Raw genomic sequence first — 18900 nt, forward strand, 5'->3', positions numbered from 1 at the left:
ATGGCCAATCTGCGTATTGCGCTGGTAGCGGGAGAGGCTTCCGGTGACATCCTGGGTGCCGGCTTGATGCGCGCGCTCAAGGCGCAGCATCCCGCGGTCGAATTCATCGGTGTCGGCGGCCCGTTGATGCAGGCCGAAGGCCTGGAGTCCTACTTTCCCATGGAGCGGCTGTCGGTCATGGGCCTGGTGGAGGTGCTCGGACGCTTGCGCGAGTTACTGGCCCGTCGCAAGAAACTGATCCAGACGCTGATCGAGGAGAAACCGGACGTCTTCATCGGCATCGACGCGCCGGACTTCACCCTCAATATCGAGCTCAAGTTGCGCCAGGCTGGCATCAAGACCGTGCATTACGTCAGCCCGTCCGTCTGGGCCTGGCGGCAGAAGCGGGTGCTGAAGATTCGCGAAGGCTGCGACCTGATGCTCACGCTGCTGCCATTCGAAGCCCGCTTCTACGAAGAAAAAGGCGTGCCGGTGCGGTTTGTCGGGCACACCCTGGCCGATACCATTCCCCTGGAGGCAGACCGCGCGGCGGCTCGCCAGGCATTGGGCCTGCCGGAAGGGCCGCTGGTGGCGTTGATGCCTGGCAGCCGGGGCGGCGAGGTCAGTCGCCTGGGCGGGTTGTTCTTCGACGCCGCCGAACGGATGCGGACGATGCGTCCCGATGTCAGGTTTGTTCTTCCTTGTGCCAGCCCGCAGCGGCGCGGCCAGCTTGAAGCCTTGCTGGCCGGGCGCGATTTGCCGGTGATGCTGCTCGACGGTCAGTCCCACCAAGCGCTGGCCGCCTGCGATGCCGTGTTGATTGCCTCTGGCACTGCTACCCTTGAGGCGTTGTTATACAAACGCCCAATGGTGGTCGCGTATCGTTTGGCGCCGCTGACGTTCTGGATTCTCAAGCGCATGGTCAAGAGCCCTTACGTTTCCTTGCCGAATCTTCTGGCCCAGCGCTTGCTGGTACCCGAGCTGCTTCAGGACGACGCAACCGCCGAGTCGCTGGCCAATACGCTGTTGCCCCTGATCGACGGCGGTGAGGAACAGACCCGGGGCTTTGACGAAATCCACCGCACCTTGCGACGCGATGCGTCCAACCAGGCTGCGGAGGCTGTATTGACCCTGATCGGCAAGAAACAATGAGCAACGTAAAGCTGCAGATGGGCCTGGATTTCAACCTGGTCGCCGAGGTGGAACAGCTTGTCGCCGGTGTCGATGAAGTAGGACGCGGCCCGTTGTGCGGCGCGGTGGTCACGGCGGCGGTGATTCTCGATCCGACACGGCCGATTCTGGGTCTCGATGACTCGAAGAAACTCACCGAGGCCCGTCGCGAAAAGCTTTATGAAGAAATCTGTGAGAAAGCCTTGAGTTGGTGCATCGCCCGGGCCGAAGTCGAAGAAATCGATGAACTCAATATCCTGCACGCCACCATGCTCGCGATGCAGCGTGCGGTGCACGGGCTGCATGTCACGCCGAAGCTGGCGATGATCGACGGCAATCGCTGTCCGAAACTGTCGATGCGCGCCGAGGCGGTCATCCAGGGCGACGGCAAGGTTCCGGCCATCGCAGCCGCCTCGATCCTGGCCAAGGTCAGCCGCGACCGGGAAATGGCCGCGTTCGAATTGATCTACCCCGGCTACGGGATTGGCAGCCACAAGGGTTATCCGACCCCGGTGCATCTGGAAGCCCTGGCACGCCTTGGGCCGACGCCGATCCACAGGCGTTCGTTCGCGCCGGTTCGGCTGGCTTATGAAGCGCGTGTTGGGCTGATCGTGAGTAATCAGGCTCCCATTACATAAAGGCGAATGTGGATTTGTGGCGAGGGGATTTATCCCCGCTGGAGCGCGAAGCGGTCCTTTAGCTGACAACCCGTTGCCTGATGGGCTTTTGGGGCCGCTTCGCAGCCCAGCGGGGATAAATCCCCTCGCCACAAAAGTAGTGTGCGCATTTGCCTGACGGGATACACATGGCTGATGTTTTACCCAAGGCCCGGTACAATCCGGGCCTTGTTGTTTTCATGACTTAACGCAGGATCACTATGCCGGCTTCATTCGTTCATCTACGCCTGCACACTGAATATTCCCTGGTCGACGGTCTGGTGCGGATCAAGCCCCTGGTCAAGACCCTGGTGGGCATGAACATGCCTGCCGTGGCGGTTACCGACCAGAACAACATGTGCTCGCTGGTCAAGTTCTACAAGAACGCCATGGGCGCCGGGATCAAGCCGATCTGCGGCGCCGACCTGTGGCTGGCGAGCAAGGACCCGGATGCGCCGCTGAGCCGTATCAGCCTGCTGGTGATGAATGCCGTGGGCTACCGCAACCTCACCGAGCTGATTTCCCGCGGCTTTATCGACGGCCAGCGCAACGGCTCGATCATCATCGAGCGCGAATGGGTGGCCGAGGCCAGCGAAGGGTTGATCATGTTGTCGGCGGCCAAGGAGGGCGAGATCGGCCTGGCCCTGCTCAGCGGCAATACCGAAGAAGCCGAGCAGCTCGCTCGCGACTGGATGGAGGTGTTCCCGGATCGCTTCTACATCGAGGTGCAGCGCACCAGCCGTCCCAATGACGAAGAGCACCTGCACGCCGCCGTGGCCCTGGCCGACAAGCTCGGTGCGCCGCTGGTGGCGACCAACGACGTGCGGTTTATCAAGCAAGAAGATTTCGAGGCCCACGAGACCCGCGTCTGCATCGGCGAGGGCCGCGCCCTCGACGACCCGCGTCGGCCGAAAAACTACAGCGACCAGCAGTACCTCAAGAGCGCCGAGGAAATGGCAGAGTTGTTCAGCGACCTGCCCGAGGCGCTGGAAAACACCGTCGAGATTGCCAAGCGCTGCAACATCGAAGTGAAGCTGGGCAAGCACTTTTTGCCCAACTTCCCGATTCCCGATGGCATGACCATCGATGAATATTTCCGCAAGGTCTCGTTCGACGGCCTCGAAGAACGGCTGAGCGTCCTGTTGCCCAAGGACACCACCGAAGATTACGAAGCCAAGCGCCAGGTCTATGTCGATCGGTTGAATTTCGAACTGGATATCATCATCCAGATGGGGTTCCCCGGTTACTTCCTGATTGTGATGGACTTCATCCAGTGGGCCAAGAGCAACGGCGTGCCGGTAGGCCCTGGCCGGGGGTCGGGCGCCGGGTCGCTGGTGGCCTACGTGCAGAAGATCACCGACCTCGACCCGCTGGAATATGACCTGCTGTTCGAACGTTTCCTCAACCCGGAACGGGTTTCCATGCCCGATTTCGACGTCGACTTCTGCATGGATGGTCGCGACCGGGTGATCGACTACGTGGCCGAAAAATACGGCCGCAACGCGGTGAGCCAGATCATCACTTTCGGTTCCATGGCCGCCAAGGCTGTGGTGCGCGACGTGGCGCGGGTGCAGGGCAAGTCCTATGGCCTGGCGGATCGCCTGTCAAAGATGATCCCCTTCGAAGTCGGCATGACCCTGGAAAAAGCCTACGAGCAGGAAGAAATCCTGCGGGATTTCATCAAGGTCGACGAAGAGGCCGCGGAAATCTGGGAGATGGCCCGCAAGCTCGAAGGCGTGGTGCGTAACGTCGGCAAGCACGCCGGTGGCGTGGTGATCGCGCCGACCAAGCTGACCGACTTCTCGCCGATCTATTGCGATGAAGAGGGCGACGGCCTGGTCACCCAGTTCGACAAGGACGACGTCGAGGCGGCGGGCCTGGTGAAGTTCGACTTCCTTGGCCTGCGGACCCTGACCATCATCGACTGGGCGCTCAAGACCATCAACCGCGACCGGGCCAAGGTCGGCGAAGAGCCGCTGGACATTGCCTTCATTCCGCTTGACGACAAGCCGACCTACAGCCTGTTGCAGAAAGCTGAAACCACGGCGGTGTTCCAGCTTGAATCCCGAGGCATGAAGGAGCTGATCAAGAAACTCAAGCCCGACTGCCTGGAAGACTTGATCGCACTGGTGGCCCTGTTCCGTCCGGGCCCGCTGCAATCGGGCATGGTGGACGACTTCATCAACCGTAAGCACGGGCGCGCCGAGCTGGCCTATCCGCACCCCGACTACCAGTACGAGGGCCTCAAGCCAGTACTGGCACCGACCTACGGCATCATCCTGTATCAGGAACAGGTGATGCAGATTGCCCAGGTGATGGCCGGCTACACCCTCGGCGGCGCGGATATGCTGCGTCGAGCGATGGGTAAGAAAAAGCCCGAGGAGATGGCCAAACAACGCGGCGGTTTCATCGAAGGTTGTGCAAACAACGGCATCGATGCGGACCTGGCGGGCAACATCTTCGACCTGGTGGAAAAATTCGCCGGCTATGGCTTCAACAAATCCCACTCCGCCGCCTATGGCCTGGTGTCGTACCAGACGGCATGGTTGAAAGCACACTACCCGGCGCCGTTCATGGCGGCGGTGCTCTCGGCGGATATGCACAACACCGACAAGGTCGTGACCTTGATCGAAGAAGTGCGGACCATGAAGCTGCGCCTCGACGCGCCGGACGTGAACGCTTCGGAGTTCAAGTTCACGGTGAACGACGAAGGCCGCATCATCTACGGCCTCGGCGCGATCAAGGGCGTGGGCGAAGGCCCGGTGGAGGCGATCACCGAAGCGCGCCAGGACGGGCCCTTCAAGGACCTGTTCGATTTCTGCGCCCGGGTCGACCTCAAACGTATCAACAAGCGTACCCTCGACGGGCTGATCCGCAGTGGCGCCCTGGACCGTTTGGGCCCGTACTTCCATGACGAGCCCAAGGCCTACCAGGCCAACATCGACCGCAACCGCGCGGTGTTGCTGGCGGCGATGGAAGAAGCGATCAAGGCCGCCGAACAGACGGCCCGCACCCACGACAGCGGCCACGCCGACCTGTTTGGCGGGTTGTTCGTCGAGGAAGACGCCGATGTGTATGCCAATCATCGCAAGGCCAAGGAGCTGACCCTCAAGGAGCGCCTCAAGGGCGAGAAAGACACCTTGGGTCTGTACCTCACCGGTCACCCGATCGATGAATACGAAGGCGAGATCCGCCGCTTCGCCCGTCAGCGCATCATCGACCTGAAGCCGGCACGCGACACGCAAACGGTCGCCGGCATGATCATCGCCCTGCGGGTAATGAAAAACAAAAAGGGCGACAAGATGGGCTTCATCACCCTCGACGACCGCTCTGGGCGTATCGAAGCGTCATTGTTTGCCGACGCGTTCCATTCGGCGCAGTCGTTGCTGCAGACGGATGCGATGGTCGTGGTGGAAGGGGAGGTCAGCAATGATGACTTTTCCGGCGGCCTGCGGTTGCGGGTCAAACGCGTAATGAGCATGGAGGATGCCCGCACCAACCTGGCCGAGAGCCTGCGCCTGAAGTTGCAGACCCAGGATCTGAAGGGCGATCAGCTACGCTGGTTGGGTGAATTGTTCAAGCGTCATCGCGGTGCTTGCCCGATTACCATGGAGTACGTGCGCCCCGACGCCAAGGCCGTGCTGCAGTTTGGCGAGGGGTGGCGGATCGACCCGGCGGATGCGTTGATTCAAGCCTTGCGTGACCAGTTCGGCAAAGACAACGTCTTCCTCCAATACCGTTGACGGCCAGGGGCCACTCCCGCACCCGGAGCGCCCCTGACCTCGACTCGAATTTTTAATCTCGACCTGAACGCGCCTCTCCCTTAAGGTAGGGCGCGAATAGACAACCGGCCGGCCCAAGCTCTCTTGGACGTCGACCCAAGACGGACGCCTATGAACCCGAATTTTCTAGATTTCGAACAGCCGATCGCCGACCTGCAAGCCAAGATCGAAGAGTTGCGCTTGGTCGGTAACGACAATTCGCTGAATATCGGCGATGAAATCTCTCGGCTGCAGGACAAGAGCCGCACGCTGACCGAAGACATCTTCGGCAAGCTGACCAGCTGGCAGATCGCGCGTCTGGCGCGTCATCCGCGTCGTCCCTACACCCTGGACTACATTGAACACATCTTCACCGAGTTCGATGAGCTTCACGGCGACCGTCATTTCTCCGACGACGCCGCGATTGTCGGTGGTGTCGCCCGCCTGGACGACCAGCCAGTGATGGTAATCGGTCACCAGAAGGGCCGCGAAGTGCGCGAGAAGGTGCGTCGCAACTTCGGCATGCCGCGTCCGGAAGGCTACCGCAAGGCTTGCCGCCTGATGGAAATGGCCGAGCGCTTCAAGATGCCGATCCTGACCTTCATCGACACCCCGGGCGCCTATCCGGGCATCGACGCTGAGGAGCGCAACCAGAGCGAAGCAATCGCCTGGAACCTGCGCGTGATGGCGCGCCTGAAGACCCCGATCATCGCCACCGTGATCGGCGAAGGCGGTTCTGGCGGTGCGTTGGCCATCGGTGTCTGCGACCAATTGAACATGCTGCAATATTCCACCTACGCGGTGATTTCGCCGGAAGGTTGCGCTTCGATCCTCTGGAAAACCGCCGAGAAGGCACCGGATGCCGCCGAAGCCATGGGCATCACCGCCGAGCGCCTCAAGGGCCTGGGCATCGTTGATAAAGTGATCAACGAGCCAGTGGGCGGCGCCCATCGCGATCCGGCCGCAGCAGCGGCGCTGATTCGCGCTGAACTGAGCTCGCAGTTGTCGATGCTCAAAACCTTTGACAACGACGCGCTGCTGGCCCGTCGCTATGAGCGCTTGATGAGCTACGGTCTCTGATCTGATTGCAATACCTTGTGGGAGCGAGCCTGCTCGCGATAGCGATTTAACATTCAACTCCTGAGTTGACTGAGACACCGCCATCGCAAGCAGGCTCGCTCCCACAGTTGTTTATGCCCTAGGCTGACTCCTATGAACTCAAACACGGATCTGCCCAACCGGCTTCTCGCTCAGTTATCTGACTGGCGCAACGCGTCCACCTGGCGCATCGCCTTCTCCGGTGGCCTCGACTCCACCGTCCTGCTGCACCTGCTCGTTTCCCTGGCAAAAAGCCAGGTCCTGCCGCCCCTCGGCGCCATCCATGTCCACCATGGCCTCCAGGCCGTCGCCGAGGCGTGGCCGGAACATTGTCGCCGGGTCTGCGAGACCCTTGGGGTACCGCTGCAAGTGATCAGCGTTGAGGTCCGGCCCGGCGCCAGTGTCGAGCGCGCTGCCCGGGATGCGCGTTACACGGCTTTCATCGCGGCGACGCAGAACAACGAAGTGCTGCTCACGGCGCAACACCGGGACGACCAGGCCGAAACCCTGTTGTTTCGTTTGCTGCGCGGGGCCGGGGCGCGAGGCTTGTCGGCGATGCCGAAGCAGCGGCCCTTGGGGCAGGGGCATTTGCTGCGGCCATTGCTCGATGTCTCCCGGGCGGAACTGGAGGCCTATGCCAGCCGGCATGGCTTGAGCTGGGTTGAAGATCCCTCCAATGACGATCATCGTTACGCCCGCAATTTCCTGCGGCAGCGGGTCTTTCCAGTCTTGGCCGAGCAGTGGCCCCAGGCGTCGCTGACCCTGGCCCGCAGCGCCGCGCACCTGAGCGAGGCGCAAGGCTTGCTGGACGAGCTGGCGCAGATCGACCTGGCGTGCGCCCTCACGCCGAATGCCTTCGATTGGCTCGGGCTGCGGTCCCTTGAAATGACATCTTTTCGGGCCCTGTCCCCCGCCCGGCAACGCAATGCGTTGAGTCATTGGCTGGCGCCCGTCACGCGGCTTCCCGACAGTGACCATTGGGTTGGCTGGGACTCGTTGCGTGATGCCAGGGACGATGGCCATCCTGTCTGGCGACTGGCCGATGGGGAAATACACCGGACCGGCGGACGCATCTGGTGGTTATCCGACCACTGGCTGCAGCCAGTCTCAGGCCCCGTTGAATGGCCTTGCGTGGATCAGCCTTTGGCCTTGCCGGGCAATGGCCGGGTGAGCTTGCGCGGCGAAGCCCCCCCGGGACCGCTTTGCGTTCGCTATCGCCGGGGCGGCGAAGTCATGGAATTGCCGGGTCGTGGACACCGGGACCTCAAGCGTTTGCTCAACGAAAACAGCGTGCCGGCGTTCGTCCGTGGCCGTTTGCCGCTCCTGTACCGGGGCGAGCAATTGCTGGGGTTGGCCAATCTGAAGGGGTTCGATCGGGACGCCAGTGACCGTTGGCAACTCATTTGGCAGCCATGAAAGGAAGATCTGGGTTTGAGCTGAAAGGGGCTTTCCGGTAGACTACGCTCCCTTCTTGATACAACTTCTGTGGATTCGCCTGAATTGCAGGAGTTGCCGATTACCAAGCAGTCTTTGCTGGGCGATTCCAAAAAATGTGTAGCGAGCAACGTACCGGTGATTTCACCTCCGGTCTGTCCCGACGCGGCGGTTTTTTTGAAAGGTGCACTGTGATTAATGCAGGTGATCGGGGGCTTCGGCCTTCCTTCGCTTTCCCCGGCGGCTCGGACCGCTTTAACGCAGACTTCTAGGGTTTTTCATGACGCGCTACATATTCGTCACGGGCGGTGTTGTTTCTTCATTGGGGAAAGGCATTGCCTCGGCTTCATTGGCGGCCATCCTGGAGGCGCGGGGACTTAAGGTCACCATGCTCAAGCTGGACCCGTACATCAACGTCGACCCGGGCACCATGAGCCCGTTCCAGCACGGTGAAGTGTTCGTTACCCATGACGGCGCCGAGACCGACCTGGACCTGGGCCACTACGAGCGGTTCATCCGCACGACCATGACCCAGAACAACAACTTCACCACCGGCCGTGTCTACGAGCACGTGCTGCGCAAGGAACGCCGTGGTGACTACCTGGGCGCGACCATCCAGGTCATCCCGCACATCACCGACGAAATCAAGCGCCGCATCATCAAGGGCGCCGGCGACGCGGACGTGGCGATGGTAGAGATCGGCGGTACCGTGGGCGACATCGAGTCCCAGCCGTTCCTCGAAGCCATCCGCCAGTTGCGTTTCGAAATCGGTGCCAAGCGCGCGATGCTGATGCACCTGACGCTGGTGCCGTACATCGCCACGGCCGGCGAAACCAAGACCAAGCCAACCCAGCACTCGGTCAAGGAACTGCGTTCCATCGGCCTGCAGCCGGACGTGCTGGTATGCCGCTCCGATCACCCGATCGATATGTCCTCGCGTCGCAAGATCGCCCAGTTCACCAACGTGGAAGAACGCGCGGTCATCGGCCTGGAAGACGCCGACACCATCTACAAGATCCCGGGCATCCTGCACTCCCAGGGCCTCGATGATTTCGTCGTCGAGCGCTTCGGCCTGCAATGCGCCAGCGCGGACCTGTCTGAGTGGGAGGCCGTGGTCGATGCCAAGCTCAACCCGGAACACGAAGTCACCATCGCCATGGTCGGCAAGTACATGGAGCTGCTGGACGCCTACAAGTCGCTGATCGAGGCGATGAGTCATGCCGGCATCAGCAACCGCACCAAGGTCAACCTGCGCTACATCGACTCCGAAGACATCGAGAACCAGGGCACCGGCCTGCTCGAAGGCGCCGATGCGATCCTCGTGCCGGGCGGCTTTGGCCTGCGCGGCGTGGAAGGCAAGATCACCGCGGTGCAATACGCTCGTGAAAACAAGGTGCCGTACCTGGGCATCTGCCTCGGGATGCAAGTGGCGGTCATCGAGTTTGCCCGTAACGTGATGGGCTGGAAAGACGCCAACTCCACCGAATTCGATCGTGCCAGTGGCCACCCGGTCGTGGGCCTGATCACCGAGTGGGAAGACGCCACCGGTGCCGTCGAAGTGCGTACCGAAAGCTCCGACCTGGGCGGCACCATGCGCCTCGGCGCACAGGAGTGCCTGCTCGAAGCCGGCTCCAAGGTGCACGACTGCTACGCCAAGGATGTCATTGTCGAGCGCCATCGCCACCGCTACGAAGTGAATAACAACCTGCTGCCTCAACTGATCGAAGCCGGCCTGAAGATCTCCGGTCGTTCCGGTGACGGCGCGCTGGTCGAAGTGGTCGAAGCTGCCGACCATCCATGGTTCGTGGCCTGCCAGTTCCACCCGGAGTTCACTTCGACACCGCGCGACGGTCACCCGCTGTTCAGCGGTTTCGTGAAAGCCGCTTTGGCTCAACACCAGAAAAAGGCATAAGACGATGGCCCAGAAGATCATCCGCGTCGGCGACATCGAGATTGCCAACGACAAGCCCATGGTGCTGTTTGGTGGCATGAACGTGCTGGAAAGCCGCGACATGGCGATGCAGGTCTGCGAAGAATACGTGAAGGTGACCCAGAAGCTGGGTATCCCTTACGTCTTCAAGGCCAGCTTCGACAAGGCCAACCGTTCGTCGGTCACCTCCTACCGTGGCCCGGGCCTGGAAGAAGGCATGCGGATCTTCCAGGACATCAAGCAAGCGTTCGGCGTGCCGATCATCACCGACGTCCACGAGCCGGCCCAGGCCGCGGTCGTCGCCGAAGTGTGCGACATCATCCAGTTGCCGGCCTTTCTGTCGCGCCAGACCGACCTGGTGGTCGCGATGGCCAAGACCGGCGCGGTGATCAATATCAAGAAAGCCCAGTTTCTCGCGCCCCAGGAAATGAAACACATCCTGAGCAAATGCGAAGAGGCCGGGAATGACCAATTGATCCTCTGCGAGCGTGGTTCGAGCTTCGGCTACAACAACCTTGTCGTGGACATGCTCGGCTTCGGCATCATGAAGCAGTTCGAGTACCCGGTGTTCTTCGACGTGACCCACGCGCTGCAAATGCCCGGCGGTCGCTCCGATTCCGCCGGCGGTCGTCGCGCCCAGGTGACCGACCTGGCCAAGGCCGGCATGAGCCAGTCTCTGGCTGGCCTGTTCCTTGAAGCCCACCCTGATCCCGACAATGCCAAGTGCGACGGCCCTTGTGCCTTGCGCTTGAACAAGCTGGAACCTTTCCTGTCTCAGCTCAAGTCGCTGGATGAGCTGGTCAAGGGTTTTCCGACGATAGAAACCGCGTAACGCGGTTTTCTCCGGTAAAGTACCGCTCGATCAACGCTCTGGCCTGCGGGCCGGGCGTTGTCGTCGGCGAGCCTGCCCGCTGCTCTTTACCCGCCGACCGTAAAAGTTTTCTTCTCGCTGCGTCGTTTTCGTCAACTTTGGAGTGTTTACAACAATGGCAAAAATCGTCGACATCAAAGGTCGTGAAGTTCTCGACTCCCGTGGCAACCCCACTGTCGAAGCGGACGTGCTTCTCGACAACGGCATCATCGGCAGCGCCTGCGCGCCGTCCGGTGCTTCCACTGGCTCGCGCGAAGCGCTGGAGCTGCGTGATGGCGACAAGAGCCGTTACCTGGGCAAGGGCGTGCTGAAAGCCGTCGCCAACATCAACGGTCCGATCCGCGACCTGTTGCTGGGCAAGGACCCTGCCGACCAGAAGGCCCTCGACCAGGCCATGATCAAGCTCGACGGCACCGAAAACAAAGCCACTCTGGGCGCCAACGCGATCCTCGCAGTGTCCCTGGCCGCCGCCAAAGCCGCCGCTCAGGACCAGGACCTGCCTTTGTACGCCCACATTGCCAACCTCAACGGTACGCCAGGCGTGTACTCGATGCCGGTGCCAATGATGAACATCATCAACGGCGGCGAACATGCCGATAACAACGTCGACATCCAGGAATTCATGGTGCAGCCGGTTGGCGCCAAGTCCTTCTCCGAAGGCCTGCGCATGGGCACCGAGATTTTCCATCACCTCAAGGCTGTGCTGAAGGCCCGTGGCCTGAGCACCGCCGTGGGTGACGAAGGCGGTTTCGCACCGAACCTGGCGTCCAACGAAGACGCCCTGAAAGTGATCTCCGAAGCCGTGGCCAACGCTGGTTACAAGCTGGGCACCGACGTGACCCTGGCCCTGGACTGCGCGGCCAGTGAGTTCTTCGAAGACGGCAAGTACAACCTGTCCGGCGAAGGTCAGGTATTCACCGCCGAAGGGTTCGCCGACTACCTCAAGGGCCTGACCGAGCGCTATCCGATCATTTCCATCGAAGACGGCCTGGACGAGTCCGACTGGGCTGGCTGGAAAATCCTCACCGACAAGATCGGCGAGAAAACCCAGCTGGTGGGCGACGACCTGTTCGTGACCAACACCAAGATCCTGAAAGAAGGCATCGACAAGAAGATCGCCAACTCTATCCTGATCAAGTTCAACCAGATCGGCACCCTGACCGAAACCCTGGAAGCCATCCAGATGGCCAAGGCTGCCGGCTACACCGCCGTGATCTCCCACCGCTCCGGTGAGACCGAAGACTCGACCATTGCCGACCTGGCCGTGGGCACCGCGGCGGGCCAGATCAAGACCGGTTCGCTGTGCCGCTCTGACCGCGTTTCCAAGTACAACCAACTGCTGCGCATCGAAGAGCAGTTGAACGGCAAGGCCAAGTACAACGGTCGCGCCGAGTTTCGCGGTTAAGCGGTAAATGGTAAAAAGACAGCGGATTGCGTCGCAACAATTACCAACGCGGTGGTTTTGCCTCTAATCTGATGCCTTATCAAGCACAAGCCTGGATCTTCCAGGCTTCGTGCTATCAGACGCTTCAAAGTTTGGCATGGCGGTCTTTTTTCACTGGATACCTGATATTCGATGCGCAGTCCCAATTGGTTGTTTCTCGTCTTGCTCCTGTTGCTGGCCGGCCTGCAGTACCGCCTGTGGGTGGGCAATGGCAGCCTGGCGCAAGTGGCCGAGCTGAATCAGCAGATTGCCGACCAGCACGCCGAAAACGAGGCATTGCTGGAGCGCAATCGGGTGATGGACGCCGAAGTGATGGAACTGAAGAAAGGCATGGAGACCGTCGAAGAGCGGGCTCGCCATGAATTGGGCATGGTCAAGGAGGGCGAAACCCTCTACCAGTTGGCCCAATGAGCATTCGTCCACCGGCCTTCTGGGCCGTGATTCCTGCCGCGGGCGTTGGTGCTCGCATGGCCGCGGACCGACCCAAGCAATACCTTCAACTGGGCGCACGCACAATTCTTGAACACAGCCTCGGCTGTTTCCTCGATCACCCGACCGTCAAGGGCGTGGTGGTCAGCATTGCTCACGACGATCCCTATTGGCCGACCCTGGCCTGCGCCAGCGATCCCCGGATCCAGCGGGTGGACGGCGGCGAGCAGCGTTCGGATTCGGTCCTCAATGCATTGCTGCACTTACACGAACAGGGCGCCGACGATTTCGATTGGGTGCTGGTTCACGACGCCGCGCGTCCCAATCTTGCCCGGGTCGACCTGGATACGTTGCTCCATGAGCTGGCGAACGACCCGGTCGGTGGCCTGCTGGCCGTCCCGGCTCGCGACACCCTCAAGCGCGCCGACAAGCATGGCCGTGTGTTGGAGACCGTCGATCGCAGCGTGATCTGGCAAGCCTATACACCGCAGATGTTCCGTCTTGGCGCCTTGCACCGGGCCCTGGCCGACAGCCTGGTGGCCGATGCCGTGATAACCGATGAAGCGTCCGCCATGGAGTGGGCGGGGCAAGCGCCTCGGCTGATTGAGGGGCGGGCGGATAACATCAAGGTCACCCGGCCGGAAGACCTTGAGTGGTTGCGCCAGCGGTGGGCGAATCGGCGTTAAGCGAGCAATGGAGGCGTCTTCAGGATCGCCATCGCGAGCAGGCTCGCTCCCACAAGGGATGTTGTCTGTACGCAAAGTTTGTATCTGCTGAAGATCCACTGTGGGAGCGAGCCTGCTCGCGATAGCAATCGATCAGGCAATATAAAACCAGCGTTACCCCCGATACTCCGGCCGCTCAGCCAACCCTTCCTTCAAGTAATCCACCAACTTGCGCACCTTCGGCGACAGATGTCGCTGCTGCGGATAAAGCGCCCACACCGCCGTGTTTGGGGGCTGATGGGCTTCCAGCAACGAAATCAACGCACCGCTGTGCAGATGCTCCAGCACGTAATAATCCGGCAACTGGCACAACCCCACGCCTTGCAACGCAGCGTCCAGCACCGCTTGCCCGCTGTTGCAGCGCCAGTTTCCCTGCACCCGCTGGGAAAATTCCCGGCCGTTCTGCTCCAGTTGCCAGATGTCGGAGCTGCCGATCAGGCAGTTGTGGCGGCTCAGTTCCGACAAGCTATGGGGCCGACCATAACGTTCCAGGTAGGACGGCGAAGCGCAAAGGTACATCCGCCGCGGTGCCAGGCGCGTGGCTACCAGCCGTGAGTCCTGCAAGCGGCCGAGGCGAATCGCCAGGTCCAGGCCTTCATGCACCAGGTCCAGCGCGCGATTGCTCAGCTCGATGTCCACCCGTAACTGTGGATAGATCCCCATGAACCGCGTCACCAATGGCACGATGAACCGTTCACCGTAGGCAACGGCACAGGTCAGGCGCAGCATGCCCTTGGGTTCGCTGGCAAGATCACCGACGGCCCGCAATGCTTCCTCGCGCCCATCCTGCAAGCGCTGGCAATGCTGCAAGAAGGTCTGCCCGGCTTCGGTCAGCGTTACCCGACGGGTACTTCGATAAAGCAAGCGTGTCTGCAGGCGCTCCTCAAGCCGTACGATTTGTCGACTGATATGGGAAGACGACACACCGAGACGTTCGGCTGCGGCGGTGAACTGGCTGCATTCGGCCACAGCCACGAACTCATCGATGCCTTCCCAGCGGTTGTCTGACATGGCTGATTATCCCTATATGGCAATAATGTTTTGCTTTCGGCTGGATTATTCAGTTTCCGGCATAGGATTACACTCCCTGTCTCGTTTTATTTTGCTGGAGTATCCGGATGATCAAGTCACGCGCTGCCGTTGCCTTCGAGGCCAAGAAACCCCTGGAAATCGTTGAAGTCGACGTGGCCATGCCCAAGGTGGGCGAAGTGCTGTTGCGCGTGGTGGCTTCGGGCGTTTGTCACACCGATGCCTACACCCTGTCCGGCGCTGACCCGGAAGGAATCTTCCCCTCGATTCTTGGCCATGAAGGCGGCGCCATTGTCGAAGCCATCGGCGAGGGTGTGACATCGGTGGCGGTGGGTGACCATGTGATCCCGCTGTACACCCCGGAGTGCGGCCAGTGCAAATTCTGTAAGTCGGGCAAGACCAACCTCTGCCAGGCCATCCGCGCCACCCAGGGCAAAGGCCTGATGCCGGACGGTACTTCGCGCTTTTCCTACAAGGGCGAGACGATTTTCCACTACATGGGTACGTCGACGTTCTCTGAATACACCGTGCTGCCGGAAATCTCCGTAGCGAAGATCCAGAAAGATGCTCCCCTGGAAAAGGTCTGCCTGCTGGGTTGCGGCGTTACCACCGGCATCGGCGCCGTGTTGAACACCGCCAAGGTCAAGCCGGGTGACACCGTGGCGATCTTCGGCCTGGGCGGTATCGGGCTTTCGGCCGTGATCGGTGCCGTGAAGGCCAAGGCCTCGCGCATCATCGCCATCGACATCAATCCGGCCAAGTTCGAAATCGCCAAGCAGCTGGGCGCCACCGATTGCGTCAACCCGAAAGATTTCGACCGTCCGATCCAGGAAGTCATTGTCGACATGACAGACGGCGGCGTGGACTTTTCCTTCGAGTGCATCGGCAATGTGCAGTTGATGCGTGCCGCCCTGGAATGCTGCCATAAAGGTTGGGGCGAATCGGTGATCATCGGCGTGGCCGGGGCCGGCCAGGAGATCGCCACCCGTCCGTTCCAACTGGTAACCGGACGCGTCTGGCGCGGTTCGGCGTTTGGCGGCGTGCGCGGTCGCAGCGAACTGCCGAGCTACGTGGACATGGCTGAAAAGGGCGAGATCCCGCTGGATACCTTCATCACTCACACCATGGGCCTGGAGGACATCAACAAGGCATTCGACTTGATGCATGAAGGCAAGAGCATCCGTACCGTTATTCATTTCTGAGGTCGGTCATGAGCCTGGAAAACATTTCCTGCCAGAAAAGCTTCGGCGGCTGGCACAAGCGTTACCGGCACCGTTCCGAAGTGCTGGGTTGCGACATGGTCTTCGCCGTGTATCTGCCGCCGCAAGCGGAGCAGGGCGGTAAGTTGCCGGTGTTGTACTGGTTGTCCGGTTTGACCTGCACGGACGAAAATTTCATGCAAAAGGCCGGTGCCCAGCGCATGGCCGCCGAGTTGGGCTTGATCATCGTCGCGCCGGACACCAGCCCCCGTGGCGCCGAAGTGCCCGGTGATCCGGACGGTGCGTGGGACTTCGGCCTGGGGGCAGGGTTCTATCTGAACGCCACGCAGGATCCTTGGGCGCGACACTATCGGATGCATGACTATGTCGTGCAGGAATTGCCGGCTTTGGTAGAAGCGCATTTCCCGGCTTCGGATAAGCGTGGCATCAGCGGTCATTCCATGGGCGGTCATGGCGCGCTGGTCTGCGCCTTGCGCAACCCCGGGCGTTACCGTTCGGTGTCGGCCTTTTCTCCGATCAACAATCCGATGGATTGCCCGTGGGGACAGAAAGCGTTCGCCCGCTACCTTGGGGAAGACCGTTCGAAATGGCGCGAATGGGATGCCTGCGCGTTGATCGCCGAAGCGGGAGAAAAGCTGCCGCTGTTGGTGGACCAGGGTGATCGCGATGATTTCCTCGCCAACCAGCTCAAGCCCGAAGCCTTGCAACAGGCGGCCAAGGCGGCCGATCACCCGTTGGAACTGCGGCTGCAACCCGGCTATGACCACAGCTACTTCTTCATTGCCAGCTTCATCGATGAACACTTGCAACATCATGCACGCGCCCTGAACGGCTAATGCGGGTAGAATCACGCCCTGACAAAAATCGGGGCGTTTTTTTATGCGTATTGGCCACGGCTACGATGTTCACCGTTTTGCTGAAGGCGACTTCATTACTCTGGGCGGCGTGCGGATCGCACACGGCTTCGGGCTGCTTGCGCATTCTGATGGTGACGTGTTGCTGCACGCCTTGAGCGATGCCTTGCTCGGCGCTGCCGCCCTGGGCGATATCGGCAAGCATTTCCCTGACACCGACCCGCAATTCAAGGGCGCCGACAGCCGTGTGCTGCTACGTCACGTGGTTTCCTTGATCCATGCCAAGGGCTGGAAAGTGGGCAACGTCGACAACACCATCGTTGCCCAGGCGCCAAAGATGGCGCCGCACATCGAAGCGATGCGCCAGCGGATTGCCGAAGATCTCCAGGTAGACCTGGACCAGGTGAACGTGAAGGCCACCACCACCGAGAAGCTGGGCTTCGTCGGTCGGGAAGAAGGCATAGCCGTCCATTCCGTTGCCTTGTTGTTGCGCTCATGACCGAACTTGAACTACTGGGGCCACGGGCCTATGGCGAGTCGTTGGGCAGCGCGGTACTGAAAGCCACGGCGGAGGATTTCCAGGTCGATGAAGTGCTCGACATTCCGTTGACCGGCGATGGCGAGCACTTGTGGATCTGGGTGGAAAAACGCGGTTTGAACACCGAGGAGGCTGCCCGGCGTATCGCCAAGGCCGCCGGCGTGCCGCTGCGCACGGTCAGCTACGCCGGACTCAAGGATCGCCAGGCACTGACTCGTCAGTGGTTCAGCGTGCAATTGCCAGGCAAGGCCGACCCGGACCTGTCGGCGGCCGAAAATGACACCCTGAAAATCCTCAAGACCGCCCGCCACAGGCGCAAGCTGCAGCGCGGTGCGCACTCGGCCAACGGTTTTACCTTGCGCCTGACCCAGTTCACAGGCGACAAAGCGGCGATCGAGGCACGCCTGCAACAAATTGTTCGCCAGGGCATCCCTAACTATTTCGGCGCCCAGCGCTTCGGCCACGAAGGTGGCAATGTTGTCGATGCTCGTGCATGGGCGGCGCGCAAAGCCTTGCCGGAACAGCGCAACGTGCGTTCGCGCCTGCTGTCGACGGCCCGCAGTTTTCTCTTCAACAAAGTGCTGGCGGCCAGAGTGGCCGACGGTACCTGGCAACACGCCCAGGTGGGCGATCTGCTGGCTTTCACCGACAGCCGCAGTTTTTTCCCGGCCGGGGAGGCTGAATGCAGCGATCCGCGCCTGGCGATTCTCGATCTGCACCCGACCGGTCCCCAATGGGGCGAAGGCCCTTCACCCGCCGCTGGCGTGGTCTTTGAATTAGAGCAGGCCGTCGCCCAGAGCGAGGCGGACCTGCGCGACTGGTTGATAAACGCGGGGATGAGTCACGAACGTCGCATCCTGCGGCTGCCCATTGGCGGGCTGTCGTGGCATTATCCCTCGCTGGACATTCTGCAATTGGAATTCGTCCTGCCGGCCGGATGTTTCGCCACTGTCTTGGTGCGCGAACTCGTCGATCTGGTGCCTGCAGGGCAGACGGACAACCCATGCGTATTCTGATTTCTAACGACGACGGGGTGACAGCACCCGGTCTTGCCGCGCTTTATGCTGCGCTGGCGGATTTTGCCGAGTGCGTGGTGATCGCCCCGGACCAGGACAAAAGCGGCGCCAGCAGTTCGCTGACGATCGACCGTCCGTTGCATCCTTGCTACCTGGACAATGGTTTCATCAGCCTCAACGGTACGCCAACCGATTGCGTGCACCTGGGCCTGAATGGCCTGTTGGAGCGCGAGCCGGACATGGTGGTCTCAGGTATTAACCTGGGGGCAAACCTGGGGGACGATGTGCTGTATTCGGGTACGGTTGCCGCGGCCCTGGAAGGTCGTTTCCTGAACCACACCTCTTTTGCCTTTTCGTTTGTTTCACGGCAGGTCGACAACTTGCCTACCGCCGCCTACTTCGCCCGCAAGCTGGTGGAGGCCCACGGCGAACTGGACCTGCCGCCGCGCACGGTGCTGAACGTGAACATCCCGAATTTGCCGCTAGACCATATCCGTGGCATCCAGCTCACTCGCCTGGGCCATCGTGCCCGCGCGGCCAAACCGATGCATGTCGTCGATCCGCGCGGCAAGGCCGGCTACTGGATCGCGGCCGCCGGCGACGCCGAAGATGGCGGGCCTGGCACGGACTTCCATGCGGTCATGCAGGGCTACGTCTCGATCACGCCGTTGCAGCTGGATCGAACCTTCAACGATGCCTTCAGGCATCTCGAAGGCTGGCTGGAGGGGCTGCACTGATGTCACGTG

16 protein-coding genes are annotated in these 18900 nt (G+C 61.1%); 15 read left to right on the forward strand and 1 reads right to left on the reverse strand.

Translation table 11 applies throughout. The annotated features are described in order from the left end of the window. The 10 genes from lpxB to ispD all read left to right on the forward strand — a co-directional run bounded on the left by lpxB (position 1) and on the right by ispD (position 13458). Complete coding sequence (gene lpxB / locus DOCECA_RS02200; RefSeq protein WP_420764244.1) at positions 1–1131, forward strand: lipid-A-disaccharide synthase; 1131 nt, start codon at positions 1–3, stop codon at positions 1129–1131. Between the two features lie 11 nt (positions 1132–1142). Beyond that, complete coding sequence (gene rnhB, locus DOCECA_RS02205; RefSeq protein ID WP_445572142.1) at positions 1143–1787, forward strand: ribonuclease HII; 645 nt, start codon at positions 1143–1145, stop codon at positions 1785–1787. A gap of 239 nt (positions 1788–2026) precedes the next feature. Further along, the gene (gene dnaE / locus DOCECA_RS02210) at positions 2027–5548 is read left to right on the forward strand and encodes a DNA polymerase III subunit alpha (protein WP_445571397.1); all 3522 of its coding nucleotides are present in this window, start codon (positions 2027–2029) and stop codon (positions 5546–5548) included. A 150-nt stretch (positions 5549–5698) separates the two neighbouring features. Next, positions 5699–6646, forward strand: a complete 948-nt coding sequence (locus DOCECA_RS02215; protein WP_420764246.1) for an acetyl-CoA carboxylase carboxyltransferase subunit alpha — start codon at positions 5699–5701, stop codon at positions 6644–6646. A gap of 132 nt (positions 6647–6778) precedes the next feature. Then, on the forward strand, positions 6779–8080 hold the full coding sequence (gene tilS, locus DOCECA_RS02220) for a tRNA lysidine(34) synthetase TilS (RefSeq protein WP_445571398.1): 1302 nt from the start codon (positions 6779–6781) through the stop codon (positions 8078–8080). A gap of 298 nt (positions 8081–8378) precedes the next feature. After that, complete coding sequence (locus DOCECA_RS02225) at positions 8379–10010, forward strand: CTP synthase (RefSeq protein ID WP_420764248.1); 1632 nt, start codon at positions 8379–8381, stop codon at positions 10008–10010. Positions 10011–10014: 4 nt separating this feature from the next. After that, entirely contained in the window at positions 10015–10860 is an 846-nt protein-coding gene (gene kdsA / locus DOCECA_RS02230) for a 3-deoxy-8-phosphooctulonate synthase (RefSeq protein ID WP_122565457.1), read from the forward strand. 154 nt (positions 10861–11014) lie between these two features. After that, on the forward strand, positions 11015–12304 hold the full coding sequence (gene eno, locus DOCECA_RS02235; protein ID WP_258631378.1) for a phosphopyruvate hydratase: 1290 nt from the start codon (positions 11015–11017) through the stop codon (positions 12302–12304). Between the two features lie 171 nt (positions 12305–12475). After that, positions 12476–12754 carry a cell division protein FtsB gene (gene ftsB / locus DOCECA_RS02240; protein WP_420764249.1) on the forward strand — a complete coding sequence of 93 codons (279 nt, stop codon included), beginning with the start codon at positions 12476–12478 and terminating at the stop codon, positions 12752–12754. After that, entirely contained in the window at positions 12751–13458 is a 708-nt protein-coding gene (ispD, locus tag DOCECA_RS02245; RefSeq protein ID WP_420764250.1) for a 2-C-methyl-D-erythritol 4-phosphate cytidylyltransferase, read from the forward strand. Before ftsB ends, ispD begins: the two co-directional genes overlap by 4 nt. A gap of 153 nt (positions 13459–13611) precedes the next feature. Here ispD and DOCECA_RS02250 read toward each other — a convergent pair whose 3' ends face one another. Then, entirely contained in the window at positions 13612–14508 is an 897-nt protein-coding gene (locus DOCECA_RS02250) for a LysR substrate-binding domain-containing protein (protein WP_420764251.1), read from the reverse strand. 107 nt (positions 14509–14615) lie between these two features. Here DOCECA_RS02250 and DOCECA_RS02255 point away from each other — a divergent pair, with 107 nt between their 5' ends. The 5 genes from DOCECA_RS02255 to surE are packed head-to-tail and all read left to right on the forward strand — an operon-like array spanning position 14616 to position 18891. Continuing rightward, positions 14616–15728, forward strand: a complete 1113-nt coding sequence (locus DOCECA_RS02255) for an S-(hydroxymethyl)glutathione dehydrogenase/class III alcohol dehydrogenase (protein WP_445571399.1) — start codon at positions 14616–14618, stop codon at positions 15726–15728. 8 nt (positions 15729–15736) lie between these two features. Then, entirely contained in the window at positions 15737–16582 is an 846-nt protein-coding gene (fghA, locus tag DOCECA_RS02260; RefSeq protein WP_434562551.1) for an S-formylglutathione hydrolase, read from the forward strand. 43 nt (positions 16583–16625) lie between these two features. Beyond that, positions 16626–17099, forward strand: coding sequence for a 2-C-methyl-D-erythritol 2,4-cyclodiphosphate synthase (ispF, locus tag DOCECA_RS02265; RefSeq protein WP_434609843.1), 474 nt, complete (start codon positions 16626–16628; stop codon positions 17097–17099). Further along, on the forward strand, positions 17096–18154 hold the full coding sequence (gene truD, locus DOCECA_RS02270; RefSeq protein ID WP_434650105.1) for a tRNA pseudouridine(13) synthase TruD: 1059 nt from the start codon (positions 17096–17098) through the stop codon (positions 18152–18154). The genes ispF and truD overlap by 4 nt, the downstream gene beginning before the upstream one ends. Further along, positions 18142–18891: a 5'/3'-nucleotidase SurE gene (surE, locus tag DOCECA_RS02275; protein ID WP_420764256.1), complete on the forward strand. Its 750-nt coding sequence runs from the start codon at positions 18142–18144 to the stop codon at positions 18889–18891. Before truD ends, surE begins: the two co-directional genes overlap by 13 nt. Positions 18892–18900: the final 9 nt, after the last annotated feature.

Source organism: Pseudomonas sp. E102 (genome assembly GCF_052660185.1).